20 protein-coding genes and 2 pseudogenes are annotated in these 24914 nt (G+C 62.9%); 11 read left to right on the forward strand and 11 right to left on the reverse strand.

Annotation, left to right across the window (positions count from 1 at the left end; genetic code table 11):
- Positions 1-95: 95 nt before the first annotated feature.
- Positions 96-1259 carry an IS110 family RNA-guided transposase gene (locus tag BB934_RS26080; protein WP_099512270.1) on the forward strand — a complete coding sequence of 388 codons (1164 nt, stop codon included), beginning with the start codon at positions 96-98 and terminating at the stop codon, positions 1257-1259.
- Between the two features lie 917 nt (positions 1260-2176).
- Here BB934_RS26080 and BB934_RS26085 read toward each other — a convergent pair.
- Positions 2177-3421, reverse strand: a complete 1245-nt coding sequence (locus tag BB934_RS26085; protein ID WP_099512271.1) for a TolB family protein — start codon at positions 3419-3421, stop codon at positions 2177-2179.
- Positions 3422-3757: 336 nt separating this feature from the next.
- Positions 3758-4924 (reverse strand): sulfite oxidase, encoded by a 1167-nt coding sequence (locus BB934_RS26090; RefSeq protein ID WP_099512272.1) that lies wholly within the window; start codon positions 4922-4924, stop codon positions 3758-3760.
- A gap of 586 nt (positions 4925-5510) precedes the next feature.
- Here BB934_RS26090 and BB934_RS26095 point away from each other — a divergent pair.
- Positions 5511-5927 (forward strand): hypothetical protein, encoded by a 417-nt coding sequence (locus BB934_RS26095; protein WP_099512273.1) that lies wholly within the window; start codon positions 5511-5513, stop codon positions 5925-5927.
- A gap of 294 nt (positions 5928-6221) precedes the next feature.
- A complete protein-coding gene (locus tag BB934_RS26100) occupies positions 6222-8018 on the forward strand; it encodes an adenylate/guanylate cyclase domain-containing protein (RefSeq protein ID WP_099512274.1) in 1797 nt (598 codons plus the stop codon).
- Positions 8019-8469: 451 nt separating this feature from the next.
- On the opposite strand, the gene BB934_RS26105 is transcribed toward BB934_RS26100, so the two are convergent.
- Positions 8470-8661 carry a hypothetical protein gene (locus BB934_RS26105; RefSeq protein ID WP_099512275.1) on the reverse strand — a complete coding sequence of 64 codons (192 nt, stop codon included), beginning with the start codon at positions 8659-8661 and terminating at the stop codon, positions 8470-8472.
- 316 nt (positions 8662-8977) lie between these two features.
- A complete protein-coding gene (locus BB934_RS26110) occupies positions 8978-9196 on the reverse strand; it encodes a hypothetical protein (RefSeq protein ID WP_099512276.1) in 219 nt (72 codons plus the stop codon).
- A gap of 188 nt (positions 9197-9384) precedes the next feature.
- Between BB934_RS26110 and BB934_RS26115 the strand changes: the two genes are divergently transcribed.
- From BB934_RS26115 to BB934_RS26125, 3 genes and pseudogenes are all read left to right on the forward strand, one after another.
- Entirely contained in the window at positions 9385-10503 is a 1119-nt protein-coding gene (locus BB934_RS26115) for a multicopper oxidase domain-containing protein (RefSeq protein ID WP_099512277.1), read from the forward strand.
- Positions 10500-11713, forward strand: a pseudogene (locus BB934_RS26120) (ZIP family metal transporter); the annotation flags it as partial. The gene BB934_RS26115 and the pseudogene BB934_RS26120, both read left to right, overlap by 4 nt.
- A 175-nt stretch (positions 11714-11888) precedes the next feature.
- A complete protein-coding gene (locus BB934_RS26125; protein ID WP_237050107.1) occupies positions 11889-12287 on the forward strand; it encodes a Fur family transcriptional regulator in 399 nt (132 codons plus the stop codon).
- 14 nt (positions 12288-12301) lie between these two features.
- Here the strand turns inward: BB934_RS26125 and BB934_RS26130 are convergent.
- From BB934_RS26130 to BB934_RS26140, 3 genes and pseudogenes are all read right to left on the reverse strand, one after another.
- Positions 12302-12643: pseudogene (locus tag BB934_RS26130) on the reverse strand (YnfA family protein).
- Between the two features lie 279 nt (positions 12644-12922).
- Positions 12923-13333 (reverse strand): VOC family protein, encoded by a 411-nt coding sequence (locus BB934_RS26135; RefSeq protein ID WP_099512279.1) that lies wholly within the window; start codon positions 13331-13333, stop codon positions 12923-12925.
- Between the two features lie 568 nt (positions 13334-13901).
- Positions 13902-15257: an IS701 family transposase gene (locus BB934_RS26140; RefSeq protein WP_099513235.1), complete on the reverse strand. Its 1356-nt coding sequence runs from the start codon at positions 15255-15257 to the stop codon at positions 13902-13904.
- A 45-nt stretch (positions 15258-15302) separates the two neighbouring features.
- On the opposite strand from BB934_RS26140, the gene BB934_RS26145 reads away from it, so the two are divergent.
- A complete protein-coding gene (locus BB934_RS26145; RefSeq protein WP_099512280.1) occupies positions 15303-15962 on the forward strand; it encodes a DUF7986 domain-containing protein in 660 nt (219 codons plus the stop codon).
- Positions 15963-16195: 233 nt separating this feature from the next.
- Positions 16196-16438 carry a DUF6894 family protein gene (locus BB934_RS48845; protein ID WP_099512281.1) on the forward strand — a complete coding sequence of 81 codons (243 nt, stop codon included), beginning with the start codon at positions 16196-16198 and terminating at the stop codon, positions 16436-16438.
- Here the strand turns inward: BB934_RS48845 and BB934_RS26155 are convergent.
- Positions 16397-17062 (reverse strand): response regulator, encoded by a 666-nt coding sequence (locus BB934_RS26155; protein ID WP_157934314.1) that lies wholly within the window; start codon positions 17060-17062, stop codon positions 16397-16399. The two genes, BB934_RS48845 and BB934_RS26155, sit on opposite strands and share 42 nt — an antisense overlap.
- A gap of 328 nt (positions 17063-17390) precedes the next feature.
- On the opposite strand from BB934_RS26155, the gene BB934_RS26160 reads away from it, so the two are divergent.
- The gene (locus tag BB934_RS26160) at positions 17391-18395 is read left to right on the forward strand and encodes a sensor histidine kinase (protein ID WP_099512283.1); all 1005 of its coding nucleotides are present in this window, start codon (positions 17391-17393) and stop codon (positions 18393-18395) included.
- Positions 18396-18500: 105 nt separating this feature from the next.
- On the opposite strand, the gene BB934_RS47345 is transcribed toward BB934_RS26160, so the two are convergent.
- On the reverse strand, positions 18501-18671 hold the full coding sequence (locus BB934_RS47345; RefSeq protein WP_157934315.1) for a hypothetical protein: 171 nt from the start codon (positions 18669-18671) through the stop codon (positions 18501-18503).
- Positions 18672-19769: 1098 nt separating this feature from the next.
- Here BB934_RS47345 and ltrA point away from each other — a divergent pair.
- Together ltrA and BB934_RS26175 are read left to right on the forward strand one after the other, a co-directional pair.
- On the forward strand, positions 19770-21092 hold the full coding sequence (gene ltrA, locus BB934_RS26170; RefSeq protein ID WP_173909494.1) for a group II intron reverse transcriptase/maturase: 1323 nt from the start codon (positions 19770-19772) through the stop codon (positions 21090-21092).
- Between the two features lie 431 nt (positions 21093-21523).
- The gene (locus tag BB934_RS26175; protein WP_099512286.1) at positions 21524-23431 is read left to right on the forward strand and encodes a sensor histidine kinase; all 1908 of its coding nucleotides are present in this window, start codon (positions 21524-21526) and stop codon (positions 23429-23431) included.
- Positions 23432-23454: 23 nt separating this feature from the next.
- Here the strand turns inward: BB934_RS26175 and BB934_RS26180 are convergent, their stop codons facing one another.
- Complete coding sequence (locus BB934_RS26180; protein WP_099512287.1) at positions 23455-23850, reverse strand: response regulator transcription factor; 396 nt, start codon at positions 23848-23850, stop codon at positions 23455-23457.
- 163 nt (positions 23851-24013) lie between these two features.
- The gene (locus BB934_RS26185; protein WP_099513236.1) at positions 24014-24649 is read right to left on the reverse strand and encodes a response regulator transcription factor; all 636 of its coding nucleotides are present in this window, start codon (positions 24647-24649) and stop codon (positions 24014-24016) included.
- Positions 24650-24914: the final 265 nt, after the last annotated feature.

The following is a 24914-nucleotide window of genomic DNA, read 5'->3' on the forward strand; positions in this document are numbered from 1 at the left end:
CTTCAGCGTGAGCGACTTGAGGGTGAAGATGCTATGGGGCGTCCGGCGAGAACGATGGCATCCTTGGCGCCGGTCACGAACCGATGGAGCGCCCCATGGCAAAGCCAGACGATCTCAGCCGATCCCTCACCCCCTTCGAGCAGAGCAGCACGCTCGTCGCCGTTATCGAGATGAGCCTGTCAAGCTGGCTCGTCGCCGGGATTGTGCCGGGACTTGATCGCCATCCCTTGAAGAAGCTTGGCGCCGACGAGGACGCCCTGCTGCGATTGCTCCAGCGCTGGCGCGACAAGGCGGTCACGGCCGGGTGCACGATCACCCGCATTGCGGTCGCCTTTGAGGCCGGCCGTGATGGCTTTTGGCTCGCGCGCTGGCTTCGGGCACACGACGTCGAGACTTACGTGATCCATCCCACGGGTGTGGCGGTGTCGCGCGAACACCGGCGGGCCAAGACCGACCGGATCGACACGGCCCTGCTGAAGCGTGCCTTCCTCGGCTGGCTGCGTGGCGAACCAGATCATTGCCACATGACAGCGATTCCCACTCCCGAGCAGGAAGACGACAAGCGCCCGAGCCGTGAGCGCGAGACCCTGATCCGTGAGCACACGCGCATCATCAATCGGATGAAGGCGTGTCTGGTTCGCTGGGGCATCCGCAATTTCAAGCCGACGTTGCGCCAGGCACCAGAGCGTCTCGAAGCGCTACGCACGCCCGAGGGCATGCCTTTACCGCCCAACACCCTGGCCGAGATGCGCCGCGATATGGCACGCCTGCACCTCATCAAGGACCAGATCAAGGCGATCGCGGCGGATCGTGTGCGGCGCCTGGGCCAAGCGTCCGCTGACCGGCCACAGGCGATGAGCCGGATGTTGGCGCGTGTCATCGGCGTTGGAATTGAGACTGCCGACATGCTCGTGCATGAGATCTTGTCGCGGCACTTACGCGATCGCAGGGCGGTGGCGCGCTACGCGGGCCTCACCGGCGCGCCCGACGAGAGTGGCAAGCGTCGGCGTGAGAAAGGCCTTGCCCGAGCCGGCAACGCGCGGGTACGCCACGGCATGATCCAGTTGGCATGGCGTTTCCTGCGATTCCAGAAGGCCAGCGCCCTGACCCAATGGTTCCATGCCCGAACGGCCGATGGACGCGGCGGCACACGTAAGACGATGATCGTGGCGCTGGCGCGTAAGCTTCTCATCGCCTTCTGGCGTCTTGTTGCGACCGGCGAGGTGCCGCAGGGCGTCGTCTTGCGCCCGGTGCCATGAGCGAATGCACGAAAGAGGACGGATAACCGCCTTGGCGGCCCATGCGAGGGGCTGCCGATGACGATCCGAGGTGGTAGTGACCCGATGATAACCCATGGCTTCCAAGCCGCTGTGAAGAATGGGCCCGCCGCCCTGGAGCTTCGCCGCCGATGCGCATGACTGCATCATGGTTCCGATCCCCGCGGATCAACCGAATACAAGGTCGTGGCGCGATCTCCGCGCCCGATGGCGAGCTCCCCTCGGACTTGTCGTCGGCTGCGCCCAGGGCAGGACAATTCGACCACCAACAGAGCCTGCCGGTGCGCCCAGGGACGGCCAAAAAGGGTCGCGGCAGCGAACGAGGAGATGGTCGCCAGCTTGGTCGAACAAGGAGGCTTGACAAGCATCGCCCCATACAAGGGTTGGTAAAGAGCTTGCACGTCCATGACGATCGTCCCGTTCCTTGTAATGAAAGAGAAGCTGCGCCCCCGCGTCAGGTGGCTGACGAGTGCATGCAGGGCTGCTCGGCCGGCAGTTCAGGCATGAGCCGATTGATCACGCTCTAGTCTCTGGTGCTCCCGAACCAGATAGGCGATCCGGTCGAGATGATGGTCGTGGATCCCAAACCCAACCAGCCCCTGGATCGTGTCAAAAGACAGGACGGGCGAGGCTCGGTTCCGCACCATTCAGCGGCCGCTCGACCGCGCCCCAGCCGGAATGCGCATCTTTGCGGCATTTGGTAGCAAGAACCACCAAATTCTCGGCAAGTCACTGATTCAAAGGCATTCCAGTCTCTGTATGACCGATCCAACAACTGGACGGCATTCGATGATCCGCCGAATGCCGGGTTGCATGGCCTCGTGGGCACGCATGAGCATCCGCCCGCGGGATCCGCTCCATCGGGCACCCGGCTTATCGGGCAGCCTCAGGCCTGGCTCCTATAGTAGCCAGCTAAACCTCGCGGCCACGAAGATGTCGGAAACGCCATTGTCGTCGTCACGGACAAGGTCCGGGGCTGAGCTGGAGTAGGCGACATAATGGCCATTGCCCGAGATCGCGGGGTCAAAGCTGCCGCCGTTTCCCACGGTGCCGTCGCGGGCCACGGAGAGGAGCGTGGTGGTATCCGCCTTCCGGTCACGGACGAATACGTCCGTGGCGTTGTTGTCGTCGCCTGGGGCGAGGTTCGTGGCCAAACTGTAAAAGGTCACGTAGCGGCCATCGGCAGAGATCGAGGGTTCGAAGCTGCCGAGGTTCCCTTCGGTGCCGTTGCTGGACACCGAGACGAGCTCGGTGGTCCCTTTTTCCCGGTCGTAGACGAAGACGTCCGGGGTATTGTCGCCGCCGCCCGGCACGCGGCCCGAGCCAATACTGGTGAAGGCCACGAAGCGGCCGTTGGCCGAAATCGCAGAGCCGGAGCTTTCCATGGCTCTCCCCGACTGGTCCGGGGGAAAGGAGACGAGCTCGGTGGTGCCTTTTTCCCGGTCATAGACGAAGACATCCGAGGTGTTGTCGAAGTCACCTGGCACGAGGTTCGAGGCCAGACTGGTAAAGCTTATGAAGCGGCCATTGGCCGATATTTCGCCTTGGCTGCTCGGGCCGAGTGCCTCGGCGCCACCGGAGGATACGGAGACGCGCTCGGTGGTGCCCGTCCTCCGGTCATGGAGGAAAACATCCGAATCGATATTGTTGTCGCCCGGGACGAGGTTCGACGCTTCACTGTCGAAGACCACATAGCGGCCATTGGCCGAAATCGAGGGCTGGAAGCTGAAGCCGTTTGCCGCGTCGCCGTTGCTGGTGACGGAGACGATCTCGGTCGTGTCCGTCTTCCGGTCACGGACGAAGATGTCTGAAGCGTTGTTGTCGTCGCCCGGCACGAGGTTCGGCGCATCGCTTTGGTAAGTCACGAAGCGGCCATTGGCCGAAATCGCGGGGAAAGAGCTGAAGCCGTTTCCCCCATCGCCGTTGCTGGCCACGGAGATGATCTCGGTGGTGTCCGCCTTCCGGTCATAGACAAAGACATCTTCCGCGTTGTTGCCATCGCCCGGCACGAGGTTCGAGGCGACGCTGTGATAGGCCACGTAGCGGCCATTCCACGAAATGTCGGGGAAAAAGCTGTCGCCGTTTCCAGCGGTGCCGTCGGAGGACACGGAGATGCGTTCGATGGCAAAGTGCTTGTTCCGCATGGCACTGATCCTTCTAGATTGGGTTCACGAAAGTTGGTGCGCTCGTGAACGCGAGGCGAAGGCATTGATGTGACTGTCGTCGAGCTGGAACGTGATTGTATCGAATTAGAAAGAGCAGGCCCGATTTGCCTGGCCCTATCGATTCTTTCGGTCAGGCGCTCAGCGCAAGGCAAGAGCGCCTGGCCAGTCTCAGAGGATCAGAAAATTCTCAGCTTTGAACTCGTCGACCTTCCATGATGGCGGGCGTTTCGATCCAGCATTCGGCAGCAAAGACCACCAAACGCTCAGTAAACGGCTGATCCGCAATGGTCCCGGCGCTGTCGGCAGGTCGGTAATTCAGCTTACCCGAACCCGGCGCGTTACCTGCCCGTTGCTCTCCCAGTAGGTCCGCTTGTTCGCAATCACGGGATCGTCCATTGCGGGTTGAACCTGCCCCCCGAAACCCACCGCGCGGGAGGTAATCCGGTGCTCGCCTGGTGACGGACGCTCCCAGTCGAGGGACCAGATCCGCCAGGCATGGTCAGCCTCCTCGCTGCGGTCGATGGTGGCGGGAGTCCACGGACCGCCATCGATCTGGACCTCTACCTTGGCGATGGGCGCCCCCCAAGCCGCGCCGATGATGCGGTACTGATCGCCCTGACGGGTCACCTTGGCCGGCACCGACTTGAGCAAGGTCCGCCCGACCGACGTCTCGATGCCCACCACCTTGCCCTCGTGCTGCTCCTCCCGCAGGGTCACATAATCCCGCGCCTGGAAGCGCCCCATGAAGGGCGTGTCCCGCACCTCGATGCGGTCGAGCCATTTGACGTTGGCAATCCCATACCAGCCGGGAGCAATCAGGCGCAGGGGGAAGCCATTGGGCTGCGGTAGCGGGGCACCGTTCATCTCGTACGCCAGGATGGTGTCGCGGCTCATGGCATCAGCGAGCGACATGCTGCGGGCGAAGTTTTGCCGGACCTTGACACTCCGCACCTGCTCCTCGCCCGCATCGGTGCCAAAGAAGACCACCTCTTTGGCGCTGCTGCGCACCTGGGCCTCCTCCAGGAGCGGCGCCAGGGGCGTGCCTGCCCACTGGGCATTGCCGACAGCCGCGGTGAACCAGGGGAAGCCGTGATTGCCGGAGCATTCGAGGGTGAATGTGACCTCGCGCCGGGGGCGGGCCTTGAGGTCGTCGAGCGTCAGTCGGAGCGGGTGCCCAATGGACCCGCCGATTTCCAGCGACCAAGTCTTCTCGTCGATCGCGGGGCGGTCATAATGCGAGATGCTGAAGAACCGCTCATTGGGCGTCAGCCAGGTGTTCAGATCCTCCCACTTTTGCAGGTTCTGGACATCGCCGGCTGCCGCAGTGGGGACCGACGGCGGCTGGTCGGCCCAAGGAACAACCTCCTCGCCAGGGCGGTTCGGGAACGCCCGGGCCAGGGAGGAGCGGAGAACCGTCAGTCCGGCGAGAGACGCACTGCCGTAGGCGAGGAAGTCGCGGCGGGGAAGATGATTGGATTGCATTGCCTGCCTCCATCGATCCAGTGACGCGAAGACGTCTTGCTGCTCCATGTCGTTGCCTGAGCTCACTCACCCCAGAACAGGTCGCGCAGACCTTCCTTGCACCGGGAGCCGACGAAGCCGTGTGGGCATCAAGGCTCGGCACAGGGTGGGTTCGCCATACTCACTGTACTCGCACAAGCTGCGGTCGCGGGCGAAGCGGTCATCGGTCGAGCCGCTCGTCCCCAGAGATCCCCAGGGCTGCGGCGCCACGAGAGAGCATTGGTTGCCAGGCGGCATGGCAGGGCAGGTCCATTGGGCGCTCCCGAATGGTGCCAAGACCAGAATCGATGCTGCTCTCTTTAGCGGCCCCTGTCGACCGGAGAAGCTCTTCACTAATCCATATGAGCCTGCATCCCCATGACCGAAAGCCCAGGGCTTCGGGTGCTTGGCCGTCTTGATGGTCTGGGCATGGAGAGGGGCTGCGGTCAATAAGGCTATCACGCGCGCGGTAGCCCGGCTCCGAAAATCGTTTTGACAGCGCGGCGGACCGGGCGTGAACTGACCGACGCATGTGCGTCCCGCACATGGCTCAGGGACGGAGGTTGCCATGGAAAGCCTCAATCGCAGGTCGGCTCTTGTTCTCGGTGTTGCCCTTGCCCCGGCCATTGGCCTGCCGCAGCCGGCAGCGGCCGCCTCGATGTACGGCCCCGACGCCGGCAAGGAAATCCTACCCGGCATCCGGCAGGTCGATCTCGGCAAATGGCCGATCAACATCGCGACGTACAAGACCGCAGTGGCCACTGACTACGTCTTCGCGCCGGGCTCGGGGTTTCCGGACGAGGCCATGAAGAACGACATGATCTGCCAGATCATGGAGGGCGAGATCTGGGTCAAGCAAGGGGACAAGGCGTACACGGCCAAGGCCGGCCACGTCTTCGCCTGTGCCAAGGACACGTTCGAGGAGGACAAGAACCAGAGCAACGCGACAGCGGTCATGCGTGTGATCGACCTGATGCCCGCCTGACACCTTGGAGCCACTGCCTCAGGAGAGGATCCCTGCCCCTGATCGATGGCGGGGTTCCTCTCCGCCACCTGTTATCATCCTTCCAGGCGTTCCTCGAGGGCCAGTCCTTCATTACTATCGCCGCAGCCCTGATCGGCACGGGAAGGAGCCGGTCCATTCCATTCGCGGATGCTCGTCATCGAGACGCGTATCGACTCGAGTTGGCAGTCGCCGCTAAGGCCATCCCACGCTAATGTTCCGTGTTCTCGGACTTTCGGAATGACTGCCCATGGGCACCGAGCCGCGGGGAGCAGGATGACGCCGTCACAGGTGGAACGACGACTGGCCGCGATCCTGGTGGCCGATGTCGTCGGCTATTCGCGCCAGGTCGAGGCTGACGAGACCCGGACGCTGGCCGCCTTGAAGGACTTGCGGCAGACAGTGCTCGAACCTCTCCTGGCCGAACGCGGCGGTCGTCTGGTCAAGCTGTTGGGCGACGGACTCATTGCGGAGTTCGGGTCTGTGGTTGGCGCGGTGGCTTGCGCAGCAGCTATCCAGGCGCAGGTGGCCGGCCGACAGGAGCAGGTGCCTCCAGAGCGCCGGATCGTCCTGCGTATCGGTGTCAACCTCGGCGACGTCGTCATCGAGGGTGACGATCTCCTTGGGGACGGGGTCAACATTGCAGCCCGGCTTGAACAGATCTGCGAGCCGGGCGGCGTCATGATCTCGGGCGCCGCCTACGACCAGCTTCCTGGCAAACTCGATGTCCGCTTTGCGTACGCGGGTGAGCCGCGACTCAAGAACATCGCGCGGCCCGTCAGAGCCTACCGGCTGATGCCGGAGGGCAGGCTGGCCCAATTGGACCCAGCGCCACGGGCCGGTGAAAAGCCTGTCATTGCGGTGCTTCCCTTTCACAATCTGAGCGGCGACCCAGAGCAGGTTTACTTCAGCGACGGCATGACGGAGGAGGTGCTGACCGAGTTGTCGCGCTTTCGCGAACTCATGGTGATCGCGCGCAATTCCTCATTCGCATTCCGCGGCAAGAGCATGGACGTGCGCGAGATCGGCCATGCCCTCGGGGCGACCTACGTAATCGAGGGCAACGTGCGCCGCGCGGGCAACCGCGTGCGCATCAATGCCCAGCTCGTTGATGCAGCGAGCGGAACCCATCTCTGGGCCGAGCGATACGACCGGGCCATCGAGGACGTGTTCGCGGTGCAGGAGGAGATCGCCCAGAGCATCGTGGCAACGGTGGCACAGCGGGTCCGCGATGAGGGCGAGGTTGCGGCCCGGCGGCGTCCGCCGGAGGACATCCGGGCGTACGATCTGTTCCTCAAGGGTCTGCGGCTCTCGGACACCTTCACCCCCGAGGTACAGGCGCAGGTGGAGGCGCTCTACGAGCAGGCGCGTGCCATCGACCCAACCTTCGCACGCACCTATACGGGCCTCGCTTATATCCATCTGAACCGCTCCATTAACGTCGTCGCGGGAGTGGGGCCTCAGCCGGATGAGCATCGGTTCTCGGCCCTGGACCTCGCGGAGCGAGCGCTGGCGCTCGACCCGAACGATCCCCAGGTGCATTGCACGCTCGGGATGATGTGCGCATTTGTGCGCGACTTCGACCGCGGAGAACGGCACTTCGATCTCGCGCGGACCATGAACCCGAACGACGCATCGATCCAGATCCTCTGGGCTTGGATGCAAGCGGTAATCGGCAAGCCCGAACGCGGGATGGCGGCCGCCGAGACGGCCTACCGGCTCAATCCGCGGCACCCGCTCTGGTATGACAGGTTCGTTGCCCGCCTGCACTTCCAGCTTGGTCGCTACGGGGAAGCGACTGCCCTTCTGGAGAGGTCGATCCTCGGTATACCGGCACGGCGCCTGCGGGACACCGGATGGCTCGTGGCAGCCTTGGCCCACCAGGCCCGCCTCGACGAGGCTGCTCGCCGCGGAGAGGAACTCGTCCGCGAGATCGCATGCCACTGGTGCGGCGATCCGGGGGCGGGTCCGTCTGACTACGTTGACTGGATCGTGTGGTCTTCGCTCCTTCAGCATGCGGCTGACATGGAGCGGCTGCGAGTGGGGCTGCGCCTTGCCGGGTTGCCGTCCTGAACCGAGACTGAGAGGGCAACGATCTCTGCGACAGTGGCGAACGCATTCGCCCGAGCTCGAGCGGGAGCTGCCTTATATCCTTCGCGGCTGCTGACCTGTCCGGTGCGTCAACGAGATCGAAACTGCGATCACCTGGTCGATCGCAGCGATTCTGGCTCCCATTTTCCCGGCGTCGCCGAGCGGTTCGGCGCGCTTCCGCCTCAGTTTCCCTTCAACGCTTACGGCGCTCCCACTCCAGCAAGGGGAGCCGGAAGCTACCAGACGAGCCTCTCTGCGCCCACTTCGACGGCCTGGTGCTCCGGGATGCAGAACTGGTCCGAGACATCGCTCGCCGGACGAGGCTGAGCCACGCGGCGCGGATGGGCACGCGCCCAAAATGGCCAAGGTCGGCATAGGCGGTCGGTGCTGTGCGTGCAGATGGCTCGGATGTGGTCGCGACGGCAAACATCGGTCACTCGACATCCGGTGGGTCAGGGGGGACCGGCAGCCAATGCGAGGGCTCCAGCACGACACTCGTATCCAGATAGGCCAGCCATTTCCCTCGAAACCAGACGCCCGTGTGCCAGCCGCCCTGATGGGGGCAATAGAGGAGGAGAGGCTGATCGTCCTCGTGCGGAGCGGTGGCGATGGGTCGTGGCGTCATGGATGCATTCTACCGTAGCCGGTCGGCCAGTGCCTTGGCTGACACCTTCCGACAGCACCACGGCCTGAGCCGCTGGCGATTGTCCTCCGGAGATCGGCCAGGGCGCTACACCAGGGTGAACGAGCGGCCCCCTCAACCGAAACCCCTTTCAAGGATTAGGCAAGAGGGCGCCGAAGCTGTCGGCGGTGACATCCAAGGACGGCCGACAGGAAACGATGATCCCGCATCTGCGTGTATCAGCGCGCCGATGAGCACCCTGAGAGTACCCACCGTGACGAACTTCCCGCTCTCGGCACATCCCGGAAGTATGCCGAAATCAAGTGCGAGGTGCCAAGGGGAGGAGTTCCGTTCCCTCCAGCCAGGCATGGGTTGCGGCCTCGCGGGCGGTCCGCTCGTCCTGGAAACCATTGTCAGTGATCGTCTCGAAGCCGCAGACGTGGCACTGAACGGTGGCGGCGAAGCCACCATCAATGGTGGCGAAGCTCAGGACGGATGCTGCGTCGCAGGAACACTGTGGGCAGAACGTCTGGCCCATGTCGCCTTTCCTCTTCCTGGCGATGGCCGCCGGGTGACTTCAGGGTAACCCATGTGGAGCCGCCTTTGAGCCCAGGAAGCCGCGACAAATTCGATGTCGACCCCGAACAGCCGAAGGCAAGTTCTTGAGGCACCCCCCAAAACGCGGTATGTTGCAAATGATTTGCAAGAGCGACAAGGTCGTGCGGCATGCGCAATTGGCTGCGAGAGACCGTCAACCGACGTCACCTTCTCTGGGGCAGCCTCGCCACGGCAAGCGGCTCCCTAATCGGGGGAGCAGCGGCGACCGGTCAGAGTTCGCATGCGGGGCATGGTTCGGCACCACCCTACGACGCGAATGGGGCCGGTCATCACAGCTCGCACGGCCATATGATCACAGTCGGCGATGTCGGCAGCGCCCGCAACGGCTTCGACCCGACATCGCTCCTGACGGACTGGGAGACTGGGATCGTGTCGTCACTGCCGGACGGGCGTACGCTGCGAACCTTCGAGATCATCGGCGAGGACAAGGAGATCGAGATCGCGCCGGGCATCCTCTTTCCGGCCTGGACCTACAATGGCCGCGTGCCCGGCCCCAGCCTGCGCGTGACCGAGGGAGACCGGGTGCAGATCATCTTCCGGAACTTCGCCTCACATCGGCACTCGATGCACTTCCACGGCATCCACTCGGCACGAATGGACGGCATTCCCGGAGCGGGCGAAATCGGTCCTGGCGAGGAATTCATCTACGAGTTCGATGCGCTTCCCTTCGGCTGCCATCTCTATCACTGTCACGCCCTGCCGCTGAAGCGGCACATCCACAAGGGCATGTACGGCGCCTTCGTCATCGATCCCGATCCAGCGGGTCATCCCGAGCAGGCCGACGTAGCCCGCTCCCGCCTCCTCGGTACGCCCGAGAACCGGGAGTGGCAGGAATTCGTCATGGTGATGAACGGTTTCGACACCAACTTCGATGGGGAGAACGAGGTCTACGCCGTCAACACGGTCGCGCATCACTACGCCAAGCACCCGATTACCGTCATCCGCAGCAAGCCGGTGCGGCTTTACCTCATCAATGTGGTTGAGTTCGACCCGATCAACTCGCTGCACCTGCACGGCAACTTCTTCGACTACTACGACCACGGCACGACCCTGACGCCGACGCTGCGCACCATCGATACGGTCATGCAGTGCCAGGCCCAGCGCGGCATCCTGGAGTTCTCCTATCGCGCGCATGAGACGGGCCTGTACATGTTCCACGCCCACCAGGCCGAGTTCACCGAGCTCGGCTGGATGGGCATGTTCGATGTGGTGGAGGCGGCCGCATGAACGATCGCGCGGGTCCTGAAACGGTTGTTGCTTCGCCACGTCCGCCCACGGTACGGCCGGGATACGCATTCGTGCTGTGGATCGCATTGCCCTTGTTCCTGCTTGGACTGGTAGCCACGTGGCTCGCGGTGTCCGATCCGTTGCGGGCCTTCAACAACGGCGCGCCGCCCGTCGAGCGGCTGACGTTCGAGCGCCGCATCCTCGACAGCACCGGCATTCACCTCCGCGTGCGGGCCGGCGGCTCCGAGCCGATCACCATCGCGCAGGTGCAGGTGGATGACGCCTACTGGACCTTCGTCCAAGATCCGCCAGGCGACCTTGCCCGGCTCGCGACTGCCTGGATCCACATCCCTTTCCCCTGGACCCTCGGCGAGGCGCACGCGGTCCGGGTCGTGACGAAAACCGGGACGACCTTCGACCACGAGATCCCGGTGGCCGTGCGCACTCCGGAGGCTCACTCGAGCCAACTCGTGCCGCAGGCCGTGCTGGGAGCCTTTGTCGGCATCGTGCCGGTTGCCATCGGCCTGATGTTCTACCCGATGCTGCGCGGGGTCGGGGCACAGGGCATGAGCTTCCTGCTCGCCCTCACCATCGGCCTGCTCGCCTTCCTGTTCGTCGACTCGCTCGAGGACGCGCTCGAGCTGGCCGGGGAGGCGGCCGTCGCCTTTCAGGGCCACGTGATGGTGGTGCTTGCGGCCATGGTCAGCTTTCTCCTGCTGTGGCTCATCGGCCGCCGCCGCGGTGCCCCGACCGGGCTGGGGCTGGCGACAGCCATCGCGCTTGGGATCGGCCTGCACAACCTCGGTGAGGGCCTCGCGATCGGTGCCGCCTTCACGGCCGGAGCCGCAGGGCTCGGCACCTTCCTCGTGCTCGGCTTTACGCTTCACAACATCACCGAAGGCATCGGGATCGCCGCGCCTCTGGTGAGGGGGAGCCGCCGCGGCTCTCCGCCTTCGTCTGGCTGGCCCTGCTGGCAGGCGCTCCGGCCATTCTGGGCATGTGGTTCGGTAGCCTCGCGTACAGCCCGCACTGGGCGGCCCTCGCGCTGGCCATCGGAGCCGGGGCCATTCTTCAAGTCATCGTCGAGGTTGCGGTCTATCTCTGGCGTCTGGACGACCGATGGAAGACCGGGGCGGTTCCTGTCAGCGTGTTCGGCGGGCTCGTGGCAGGCCTTTCGCTGATGTATGCCACCGCCGTCCTGGTGAAGGTCTTGCAAGCAAGGGACTGGTTCGATGACGGCTCGCGGGACGAAGCATTGTCGCCCGGGAACCCCGGGCGACAGGATCGGGGCCAACCGCCGGACACGGGCAAGGGCCGGAGGCTCGCGGGGACCCGCTGCATTATCGGGGGCAAACCGCATCGAGTCCCAGTGTCGGGCGAAGGGGATGAGACTGACGGATCAGCGCCGCCTGATCGCCCGGGTTCTCTCGGAGGCCCAGGATCATCCCGATGTGTTCGAACTGCACCGCCGCGTGGTGACGCAGTGCCCGCATATTTCACTCGCCACCATCTACCGGACGGTCAGGCGCCTGGAGGCGGAGGGCATCCTCGAGCGGCGTGAATTCCGCGACGGCCATGCCCGGTACGAGCCGGCGTCGAAGACGCATCATGATCACCTGATCGATCTCGAAACCGGCAGCGTCATCGAGTTCCGGAATGCCGAGATCGAGCGGTTGCAACACGAGATCGCGCGGCAACTCGGTTACCGGCTGGTCAGCCATCGCCTGGAACTCTACGCCGTGCCGATCCCGGTCGACCCTCGCTCGAACGAGGACGAGTCCTGATCCAGTTCCGGCTGTCAGTCCCTCGGGCCGAGCAGAATGATGACCGCACCGGCCAGGCAAACACGGCGCCGGTGATCCCAGCGGTCGGGCTGACGGTTCTCTACAAGCCATAGCCAACCAAGCGACGCGGCGATGTAGATCCCACCATAGGCTGCATAGGCGCCCCCCGCAGCATCAGCGTCAACCAGGATCAGACATCAAGCAAACACGATGAGCGATGCCATGCCGGGGAGCAGCCACCACACCGATTGTCCGAGACGGAAATAGGACCGAAAGGCAAAACAGCCGGCGATCTCAGCCAGCGCGGCACCCACATACCAGAGCCTGTTCGCGGGGTGGCTGCTGGCCGCAACCATTCTGCCGGCCCAAGGCTCCACAATCCAGGCGCGACGATCGTCAACCCAGTTGCCCATCAAATCTCAACGAGCATCTTTGGCCCGGACACCGTGAACTCCCGACGGTCTTGAAATGGCACTTCCCGGAAGAATCGCTTTGGTCAGCTCATGACGCGGTAAACGGACCTTCATTTCATTTGCTGTTCACTACCTTTTGACCCTGAGCTGACCTTCGTCGCTTGAGCTAGTGAAGCTTCATGACCGTACAGGTCTCGCAGGTGCAGGGGCAGTTAAGGGCTCTCAGCCTGGGTTTGCGGCGTTGATTTCGATGATGTTGCGGTCAGGATCGAGAATATAGATCTGCGGGTATCCAACACGCATAGAGGTCCTGATGCCCATTGGATCATCAGGGCTCGCGTCCTCGCGATACCCCTTGGCTCTAAGCGCTTCCAGAGCCTGTGTATGGCTGGTGACCCGAACGGCAAAGTGGATGTCGTTGGTATCCATCCCTTTCGTGCTCCGAAATGTTGCCTGAGCATCACCAACAACAAGGTGTAGTTCCTGGCGAGTACCCACTTGGAACCACGCCCCGGCCACAGGCAAGGTGGGCCGCCGGATCTCCGTTAATCCGAGGACCTCCACGTAGAAGCGACGGGAGCGCTCCAAATCAGCACACGGGAGGGCCACATGGTGAAGGCCATCGATCTCCATAATCCTCTCCTAGCTGCACGCCCTGAGCGCACATCGAGCACGTGCTGGAACGTGATCGGGCCACTATGACGAGGCTGAGAGCGCCCTGGCAACTCGTCTTGGGAGGTAGCAATCCAGCTCGCAAGTTGGCTTGGGTCTGCTCGTCTGGCCTCAGCGGACGTTCGTGAAGGGCAAGCGATCGTCAGGGCCTGACCCGAAGCGGTCATTCCGAGAACCGGCGGGTTTCTCCCTTGTCGATACGATCGAATTGTCGCGCCAGATCTGCCTCGGACCGGCTGAAGGCTCGGAAGCAAGCGATTTCGGCACGCGACCCTGCAATCCCCAGATTGGCGCAGTCGAGTGTTTCAGCCAGCGAACCTTTGGCTCTGCTTGGGCGTGCCACCCTGAGAGGCTGACTGAAAACTCTTAGAATGCATCCCGCGGCTGCATTCTGGCAGGAATAGGAAGCACAATCAGGTGCAAACGGGACTGATTTTCACCGTTTCACGTGTGGGAAGCGCCAGGACGACACTTCGGATGCAGCGGATAGCTGCATTTTGAGTCAGACTCTGAGCTCGACTTTGGCCATTTATGCTGGATAGCAGAGCGCCGCTGTCATTCGTTTCAGAACATCGATTTGGGATTTTGTCATGTTGGCGGGCCGGCGTGACGCATTGGAAACTGCGGCGGCCCAGAGCGAGCGTCGGACGGCCGCCAGAGCATCGCTGAAGGTGATCGTGCGCTTGTCGTACCAAGCGGCACACCGCGGGCGAGCCAAGCGCCGAATGGCGGGATCATCGGTCCAGAGGCTGACCAGCGAGAACAGCCCCAGCAGGGCTGGTGTCGTGCGGGCGATCGCCTTGTCCGACCATTGGCGCTGCGTCTCCATCCCCAGGTGTCTGCGAGCCTCGGCAAAGGTCACCTCGGTGCTCCAGCGCCGCACAAACCAGCGCACGATCTCAAGAGGATCGGCCTCGAGGTCCGTGCACAGAAACGCCTGAGGCTTGAGCAGGCCGGCCACGTCCCGCACCAGAACATAGCGGATCGGCACGTGCTTGCCGGGATGGTGCCAGATCGCCGTGCCGGAGACGAACTCGATCAGGCGTCCGCCACCGCCGTACCAACCGTCGACCCAGACACGCCGCCACGCCGTTTTGGGATGGGCCAGGCGTTCGGCCAGGCTCGGAAGGCGTTGCCCGACAATGCGGGGGCGCCCTCGCGTCCCGGGCCGACGGCGCGGAGCCGGCGTGAACAGGCGCGCATCCAGACGCAGACGTGTGATCATGCACAGGCGATGCCGAACCGCGTTCAACAGGTCAATCGCCGCGAAACTCTGATCGGCCACCGCCACAATGCGCCGGTCCGGCAGCCAGCGGGCGACCTGGAGAAGAGCTTGCCGGGCCCAGTCGGTGAGCGCCTTGTGGCGCTGGCGATGCTCGCGCGAGAAGCGCTCGGAGGGCGCCAACACGGTCAGGAAGGGCAAGGCCCACACGCGACCGGCCCACGGGATCGGGACGAGCAGCATGGTGGACAGCCAGCGCAATCCCGAGGCCTTGACGAAATGGCCATGGGAGGAGCGGACCGGATCCCGGTAAATGCCACGGGCCCTGATCCGGGCACCCCAGCGGCGTTCGAGAGTGTCATCCAGCGCGATAATGACGGGCCCGGCCGGCACGAAGCTCGCCACCAGCAGGCCGAGCAGGCATCGCGCGATCTCGCGGCTGGACCACTGGTTGCGGTTGAGCACGCGGTGATAGTTCGTGAAGCTGCGGGTGCGGGCGAGGCCGACAACGGTGAGCATGGCGGTGACGGTCCGACGCCCTGGTGTGAGAAGAGCCCCCATGACGAGCACGAGGGCATGGCGGAAGGTTGGTCCGGTCAGGCCGGACCGGAACGGAACCAGCCAGGTGGACAGGAGGTCAGGAACATGGGGCTGGACGGGCATGGCCACGATCTCCCACAATCAGGCTCAAGAGCCTGGGAGGTCGCCATGGCCGAAATGGGTCGGACCGAGATCCTGACGCGCTATCGTCATCTGCGCGCGATCAGCACCCACCATCACAACGAGGCCCTCCGCTTCGTGCCGGATTCGGCTCTGATGGAGCAGGCGCGTCGCTTAGGCCTCACGGTCGGCAAGATGCTGGTGGCCGAGAGCCTGGACGAGGTGACGTTGGCGTACGACCTGGCCCTCTACACCGCGCCGCCGGGCCGCTCGCGCGGGATGGAGCGCTATGTCCGCCACGCTGCCGCGACGCCCGGCTCGGATGAGGACATGATGTTGCAGGCCCTGCTGCGGGCCCGCTTCTCAGTCTGGCGGGTTGAGCGCCGGCATGAGACGGCCGGCTTGGTGGTGCTGGATCTCATGCGCCAGGACGAGGTTTGGCTCGTCGATGAGCATCTGGAGCAGACGGCTCATCCTGGCACCTCGCTGGCGATGCGACTGAGCACACCGGAAGCTTTTGCGATGACGTGTGGGGTTGTCGTGCCGGTGGATGTGGAGATGATGGAGGAGGTGTTCGACACCATGCTGGAGCGCGTGCATGGCGATGCCGACGCGATTGCCAATGATCGCCGGTTTGCTACCGCAATCTATCGGATCGCCGTGATGGACGCGCTCATGAGCCTGGTGAGATTTGCCGATCCGGACTGACCCGCAGATAGCCTACAGCGCCCTCAAAAATGGCCAAACTCGAGCTGAGGATCAGACCGATCGGGGCTGCTCATGGTTGAACAGGATCGCAATGGATCGCGCGGCCATGCCTTAACCCATGTGAATGCTCGGCTTAAGCCGTTCCATAGAATGGCATTCTCGGAACTGGGAGAGCCGGAACTCTCCCACCACAGGAACATTCTTCAGCCGTCTACTCAGTCCTTGCAGCCGCCATGCCTCGCTTCTTCGTTCACGTTCGCAGCAACTGCCATTGTTGGAGCTATGACGAGCACGGGCTAGACTTCCCCGATGAGGAGACGGCCCGCCGCCAAACCTTGCGCGCGGCCCACGATCTCATCGATGTGTTCGCCGCCCGCGGCCAGGATCCATGCGACCATGCCGTCGAGATTGAGAATGAAGCAGGCGAGGTCGTGTTAGACATGCCGTTCTCCGAGATCTTCCTCCGGGACCCTTAATGGTCCGGCCGGCGTAGCGGCCGCTTCCCCCACGGCAAGCCTGTCAGGATGCCCGGGGGGTGCCCAACCCTGCTGCCTCGGAATGCGCTCCATCGGGGACATCACTGCGGAATCCACATCGTGCTCGGCTTCCATTCCGCCACAGCGCGTCAGGGGCTGCAATTCCACCTCCTGGCGTCCCGTACACGTCCGGCGAGCTCGCAGGTCATCCGGCGGGACATGATGACTGCGCATAAGGCGGTCGTGCTCTTCGTCCGGGCTGTCGATCCCACGCGCGAGCTCCGCTGCTGCCCATGTTCCCAAGACACCGACCACCTGCGCCATCCTGTAGGGCTTCGAGATGATGATCCCTCCGGGTACAGGCTGCATCTGCTCGGCGTAACCCGTGACATACAGGACAGGCAGATCGGGGAAACGCTCGCGGTAGGCCCTGGCGACCTCCCAGCCGTTGGCTCCCGGCAGGCGAATGTCGGTCAGTAGGGCATCGAACGCAATCCCGGCGTGCAGGAACTCCAAGGCTTGGCTGCCGCTGCCCGCCTCGATGACCTCGAACCCGGCATCTTCCAACCCCGCCACAGCCATCTCGCGGACAAACGGATCGTCTTCGACTACGAGAATTTTCATGCCAGAATTTTCATGCTGCTCCCGCCCGATGGCCTGCATACATGGACAGCCAGGTCACCTCATAAACCCTATCTGGTTCCCTGAAAACACTCGGCGGAATTTGTGGCTAGCGTGCGTGAGCCCGCGTATAAGCGGTGCCGTGCCAGACCTACGCCGAAAACCGCTGCTGGAGCTTCTTGGGAAGAACCACAGTTAAAGGCACATCGTCGAGCAGCGCCGAACAGGAATATTGCCCTCCGAACCTAGCCTCGTGGTGCGGGCTTCAAGGCCTCAGGGGAAGCATGCTAGTGGTCGTGCTGGCCTTGGCCGAGCAGGAGGACAAAGCACAGTGTCGTCTGAACAATCGACTCCTCCAGTGTGGGAGGCAAAAAACTTACGCCGCGCCATTGACGCGGCCGGGGTCGCCCTGTGGTCGTGGAACGTCGACAGCGACAGGCTCACCATGGACCAGCGCGCGTATGACCTGTGGGGCGTGCTCAGAAGCGAAGAAGGTGTGACCTTCGAGGACCTGTCATCGCATATCCATCCAGCCGATCGTGACAGGGTGAGGGCCGCTTTCGCGGCGACGCGCGGGGTTTTGGGCGCGTATGAGATCGACTTTCGGATCATGGTCGGGGACGAAGTCCGGTGGATCTCCGCTCGGGGTCAAGGAGACGATGTCGGCATGGTCGACCGGATCATGTTCGGCATCTTCATCGACGTGACCGGTCGCAAGCAGGCCGAGGAAGGCCACGAGTTGCTGGCGGGTGAAATGAGCCACCGGGTCAAGAACCTGTTGGCCATTGCAGCGGGCCTCACCGCGATGACATCCCGCTCGGCGGCGACGACGGCCGACATGGCACGGGACCTCACGCACCGGCTCACGGCTCTGGGGCGCGCCCACGACCTCGTCCGTCCGCTTCCGGGCCAGGAGGGAACGGCGGCGCTTCTCGGCGACCTGTTTGCTGTCCTGCTCGCACCCTACGATGACATGGGAGCCTTCAGCGGACGCATTCGCGTCTCGGTGCCGAGGATGGGGGTCGGAGAGGCAGCGGCGACGACGCTGGCCCTGGTCACCCACGAGTTGGCGACCAACTCGCTCAAGTATGGCGCGCTCTCGGTGGCCAGCGGCACGCTCGATATATCGTGCACAGCCGATAGTAGCGAAGCGGTCGTTGTTTGGACCGAACGGGGCGGCCCGCCCGTTGTGGCTCCCACAGGACCTGGAGGCTTTGGGAGCAAGCTGGTCAACCGGAGCATGTCCGCTCAGCTCGGCGGCTCGATCGCCTGCGACTGGTCTGAGGAGGGCGTGGTCATCACGCTGAGGATGAACAAGGATGCCCTCGCGACGTAGGGCGCCTGCCCCATCAAGTATCTTCTCGGAATCCGCAGTCTCGGTCCTATACGTTGTCGGCTGGTTGCCTTTCGGCAGCCGCCACGCGGGCGAGTTCTTCCCGGATCAGGTGGCCATCTTCGCGCCGATCCCGACAAGCCGTTCAAGCTGATCGGCACCAGCCTTGAGCTGGTCGAGGGTGGTGATGCCTTCTTCATGCAGGCTGTTCCAGGCAGCAAGCGGCAACCGAAAGCCTCTATTGGGACCCTCCCAGCGCTCGAGGTAGTGGTTGGGCATCAGGGTGCTCCTCGGCCAACAGGCGGGAGCACGCGGATCTCTCAGTCACCGACGCCTGGATCATCCATGCCGGCGATAAGCCCCAACCGCTTTAAGACTGTTTTGTTCAGCTCTGCCCGCGCAGAGTGATCCCTTCCAGAAAGGGCAACTCTGCGAACTTCGCGGGTTTGTTCTCGCCCTTTCGCGTGCGAGCCAGCAGCCGAGAGACCATAGCGCGGATATGAGCCCTCACCCGAGCGGCTTGAGCCTCTTTGACCAGGACCATAGTGTTGCTTGAATCAGCCATCGAGGCACTCTTGTCCTGAACCAGTACCAGAACGTTCCTGTAAAGTTTACGTTCCACTTAGTGCAAATATTTTTGTGGCTGCTCAAAATAATATCATCCGATACGCGTCAAAAACCGCAGATTAGTAATTACATATGTTAAGGATATTTGAGCTTTAGCTCAGTAATATATCTTCTCGGTTCCATATTTGCCCCTACGGAATCGTTCCTATAGCGCCTTTGTTTAGACGGTCGCTCTTTTTGCGGCGAGGTCTTCTTCCGCATTCCATCAACGGCCTTATCCGAAATTGCGCTCACGTACCAGGAACGTCTTCAAATGGCAGTGCGCCCCGAAGGCGCGGATCACCAGTGGAGGAGGATTCCACCCAGAGAGTTGTCGATTGATCTGGTAGCTGACGAGCGGTCTGGCCGGGCAACCGGACGGGCCGGAGCCTCGTGACAAAGGTCGCTGTAAGGCGGCTGAGCAATCCGATGGGTTGTAACGTGAGTGAAGCCTGAGCAGGCCTCGGAAGTGACAATGCGGATGCCGACCCTCCTGCCATTTGGGGAAGGCCGCGCGAGCGGGGAAGCAATCGACACATGCACCCGCTCGATCCGCCGGGGTCGTGGGCACGGCACGTCGGAAGGGTGATGCGGGTCATCGGGGGAGACCCGTTCTGTGCGAGGGTAGCGGCCTCAACGGTGTTGTAAGACGCCGGCCAGGGCGGGAGTCGGACAGGGTCATACGAGCGCTGAGGCCGGGTAACGCCGGCGGAGCAAAGGACCCTGACTTCTGGTGCGCTTTCGACGATGGTGAGGGGAGGGTGATTGACGATGAGTCTAGCAACACCTGAGAAGACCCGGATCCTTCAGAGAAAGCTCTATTGCAAGGCGAAGGCGCAGCCCGCTTTCCGCTTCTATGGGCTCTACGACAAGATCTGCCGCGACGACATCCTGCGTCACGCCTATGGGCTGGCCCGCGCCAATGCGGGTGCTCCAGGGGTGGATGGGATGAGCTTCGAGCAGATCGAGGCGCGGGACCTGGAAGTCTGGCTGGCGGGCTTGCGCGAGGAACTGATCTCGAAGATGTACCGGCCCGATCCAGTGCGGCGGGTGACGATCCCGAAGCTGGATGGCGGCGAGCGCGCGCTCGGCATTCCGACCATCCGGGATCGGGTTGTGCAAACCGCCGTCAAACTCGTGCTGGAGCCAATCTTCGAGGCCGACTTCGAGGACAATGCCTACGGCTATCGCCCCGCGCGCGGGGCGGTGGATGCGGTCAAGGAAGTGCACCGGCTGATCTGCCGGGGCTACACCGATGTGGTTGATGCTGACCTGTCCCGCTACTTCGATACGATCCCTCACCGCGAACTCCTGCAATCGGTGGCGCGGCGGATCGCAGATGGTTCCGTGCTGCGGCTGATCAGGCTGTGGCTGAAGGCCCCGATCGAAGAGCGGGATGCTGACGGAACCCGACGCATGAGTGGTGGTAAGAGCAGTTCGCGAGGCACGCCCCAGGGCGGCGTCGCGAGCCCGCTGCTGGCCAACATCTACATGAACCGGTTCCTGAAGCATTGGCGGCTGACCGGACGCGGCGAAGCGTTCCAAGCCCACGTGGTCTCGTACGCCGACGACTTCGTCATTCTCAGCCGCGGTCGTGCGGCTGAGGCGTTGACGTGGACAAGGGCCGTGATGACAAGGCTTGGGCTGAGCATCAACGAGGCCAAGACCTCGCTGAAGGACGCCCGCCAGGAGCGCTTCGACTTCCTCGGCTACTCGTTCGGGCCTCACTATTACAAGGCGAACGGCCGACGGTATTTGGGCGCGAGCCCGTCCAAGAAGAGCGTGCAACGGCTCAAGGCGAAGGTCGCCAACCTGCTGACGCCCGGCCACACTGAACCATGGGAAGAAGTGCGCGATACGCTGAACAGGTCTCTGCGCGGCTGGTCGAACTACTTCGCCTATGGGACATGTCGGCCGGCATTCCGCGGGATGGACCAATACGTCACCGAGCGCGTGCGTGCCTTCCTCGCCCGACGGCATAAGGTGCATGGGCGCGGCAACCGACGGTTCACCTACGACGTGATCCACGGTGAACGCGGTGTGCTGGCTCTGGAACGCTTGCCCCGACCTGCCTCGCCGTGGGCCTGGCAATGAAGCCGGTCGGAGAGCCGGATGCGGTAGCGCCGCACGTCCGGTTCGATGAGCGGGGATGGGAAACGGGGCGTTGCCGCATGGCCCAAGCTACCGCGCCCATCCTCGACTCTACCGAGGCGGAAGAAACGCTTTGGTCTGCTCATGAGGCGGCGAGTAGACCTTCATTCCATCTGCTGTTCGTTACTCCATGACCCATTCGGGACGTTGAAACCCCTAGCCCAAGGCAGCCCGCCGTGCATTATTCTGGGTCGTGACCACGGGTCGTATGGGGGCATTGCGATGACCGCCGAGCGAGGGGAACGGCGACTGACAGCGGTCCGGCGGCTGAGGGGCAGGGCTGCCCCTAGGGGAGCCGATGGGGCCGCTTCCTTGGATGCCCTGACCGGGTGGCGGGAAATCCCAGGCGGACCGATGGGCATCATGGAGGCCGCATGGCCGCATCGTACACATTGAGGATGAAACGGCTGATCAATCTCTGGATCGCCATCGCCGCCTTTCTCTTGATTTCAATTGGCGGGACTGCCGCTCAGCCTCGGTCTGGCGAGGTTGCCGTCCAACCGAAACAAGTGCTGTTCCTTCACTCGTACGGCCAGAATTTCGAACCGTGGGTTGTCTGGAGCAGGGAGACACGCAACGAACTGATCAGACAGTCGCCTTGGCCGCTGGACATTCAAGAACACTCCGTCGTCACCGCCCGGAATGACGACAGCACGGCTGAAGCAAAATTTGTTGAATATCTCGACGCGCTCTACGCTCAACGGCCGCCGGATTTGATCGTCGCTTTTGGTGGGCCCGCAGCTCGCTTCGTTCAGCAACACAGGGCGGACCTGTATCCGACAACGCCGATGCTGCTCGCGGCGGTCGAAGTGCGCCGGGTTGACCCGTCCATGTTATCCGATCAGGACGCCGTGGTTGGGGTGCGCTACGATCAAAACGCTCTTACCGAAAACGTATTGCGGCTATTGCCGGAGACCAAGACCATTGTGTTGATCATTGGAAACTCTCCCGCTGAACGATCTTGGATCGGCGAGATGCAGCGGACACTGGGCCCGTTGCTGGAGAACAAGGCTGAATTGATCTTTTACAACGAGCGACCATTCGAGGAGGTCTTGAAGGCGGTCGCGAATTTGCCGCCCCACAGTGCAATCTTTTTTCAGCAGATGATGGTGGACGGCGCAGGGGCCGTCTATGGCGACAAGGAGCCAATGAAGCGCATCTTTGAGGTCGCCAACGCTCCCATTTTTACGTACGACTGGTCTCGCGTCGATGATGGTGTTCAGGTCGTTGGCGGCCCGATGTTCTCACCGGCCGAGGCTGCCCGACCGACCGCTGCCGTTGCCGTCCGAATATTGGAAGGAGAGAAGGCCAGTGGCATCAAGGTTCCTCCAATCGAATTCTCGGCACCGAAATACGATTGGCGACAACTTCAGCGCTGGAACATCAGCGAGAGCCGCCTGCCGCCGGGCAGCGAAATCCTGTTTCGGGAGCCAACGGCGTGGGAGCGCTATTCCTGGCAAATCGCGCTCACGCTCGCAGTTCTTCTCGTACAAGCCGGGCTGATCTCGGTCCTGTTGCTCGAGCATCGTCGGCGCCGGTTGGCCGAAGTGCAGTCGCGGCAGCGCATGGTCGAGCTTGCCCATGTCAACCGCTTCTCGACGGCTGGCGAACTGACGGCCTCCATTTCCCATGAAATCAACCAGCCGCTCGGCGCTATTCTGGCGAACGCCGAGACCGCAGCCGCGATCCTGGAGTCTCAGAGTCCCGACGTCGCCGTCCTCCCCGATATCGTTGAACTCAAGACTATCGTGAACGATATTGTGCGGGATGACCGGCGCGCCAGCGAGGTGGTCCGGAGGATGCGCAGCCTGCTGAAGAAAGCACCCTTTGAACTGAAAAACGTCGACTTGAATGACGTCGTTCGCGAAACGCTTGCATTCCTTTCCTCTCTTGCCGTTGGACAGAAGTTCGAATTGACCAGTCTGCTGACACAGAATGCGCTGCCGGTCCGCGCCGACCGCATTCAACTCCAGCAGGTCATTCTCAACCTTGTCGTGAACGGGATCGACGCGATGAAGGGTAACCCGACCGAAGATCGCATCATCAGGATTCAGACTTCGCGCGTCGACGGGTTTGCCGAGCTCTCCGTGTCGGATCGCGGTCCAGGCATTGCCGAAGACAAGTTGAAGGAGATCTTCGAGCCGTTCTTCACCACGAAGCAGGAGGGGATGGGGATGGGGCTGTGCATTGCCCAGACCATCATCGAGTCGCACAGCGGCAGGATCTCGGCGGAAAGCCATGCCAGCGGCGCCGTGTTTCGCGTGCGCCTGCCCCTCGCTTAGACCGCACCCTCGCACCGGGCGGCTCAGCGCTCGCTGCCTTTCCCGATGATTGTATTGACAGCTTCGATCAGGCGGTCAGACGGGAATGGCTTGTGCAGATACGCGACACAACCCGCTTCCAAAGCCGCCTTGTGCGTGGCCTCGCTCTCCACCGCCGTGATGAAGATGACGGGAAGCGAATGGCCCGAACGCGTCAACTGACGCCGCAGCTCGATTCCGGACATGTGCTGCAAATGGACATCCAGCACAAGGCAGGTGGCATCGGCCAAGTGCGCGTCCTCGAGAAAGCCTTCGGCGCTGCTGAAGACCTCGGTCTCGAAGCCATGGAGCTGCAACACCCGCTGCACCGCCCGCAGCATACCTGGGTCATCGTCGACGACGATGACCCGATGGGACGTGCCCACGGTTGAAGATCGCATGGCCGGGCCCGTTACAGCATGGGTGACCTCAGAGGAGAGCGCATTCAAGATTTTCAGCCGCCAGTGTTTCTCGCGCCCATTGTGCAGGTTCCGGTGGCCAATCCTATTGTCCCTGAGGACAGTATCGCTTGGCCAGGACAGGGTTGGCTTTGCTGGCGTGGCGTTATCGTCCGATCCCGGCTGGCTGCTCGGCCAGAATGCCAAGGCGCTCCGCAATCAGCACGAGCTCGGCGACAGACGCAATTTGCAGCTTGTCCATGATGTTGCTGCGATGGGCCTTGATCGTCCGCTCGGTCGCCCCAAGCTCGCGCCCGATCTCCTTGTTCATCTTTCCCCGAGCGACGCGTTCGAAAACCTGTCGTTCGCGAGGCGTCAGGCCGTCGACACGCTTTTGCAGTGAACGGAGCTGTTCGTTTTTCTCCCGCCCAGCGCGGCTGCGGGCCATCGCCCGCTCGAGGGCAGCGATCAACTCGTCTTTCGCCACAGGCTTGGTCAGCAGATCGGCCGCGCCCGCCTTCATGACCTTGACGGTGGTGGGGATGTCTGCATGCCCTGTCAGGAAGATGATGGGCAGGTGCGAGCCCAAGGCGGACAGCCGATCCTGCAAGTCCGGCCCGCTCAGGCCGGGGATCCTGATGTCGAGAAGGATGCAGCTCGGACCGGCATCCTCCGGCAGTCGCTGCAACAACCGCTCCGCCGAGTCATAGGTCTCGACAGCATAGCCAGCGACCCGCAAAAGACGCTGGGTTGCGGTGCGGAACGACTCATCGTCATCAACGATGTGCACGACGGCTGACACGGGCGTCACTCCCATTCCGACCCGCTACGCGGAAGGAACTCTATTGTCCCTGAGGACAGTGTCCTCAAGGTCAATGTGCCTCAGGACAATAGCGCAGGCAATCCAGAGCATTGTAGCGTCGTACTGTCAAAGCATCCTTACTGGTTTTGGGTAACCTGCTACGGACGATGCAATTGTGACAGTCGCCGCTCTTGTTGAGAACAGGCATCGCCGACCGGACGGTACTCGCTAAGCCATCAGGGACGAACAGCGGACAGAGGCACCC

The sequence above is a fragment of the Microvirga ossetica genome (genome assembly GCF_002741015.1).
Classification (GTDB): domain Bacteria; phylum Pseudomonadota; class Alphaproteobacteria; order Rhizobiales; family Beijerinckiaceae; genus Microvirga; species Microvirga ossetica.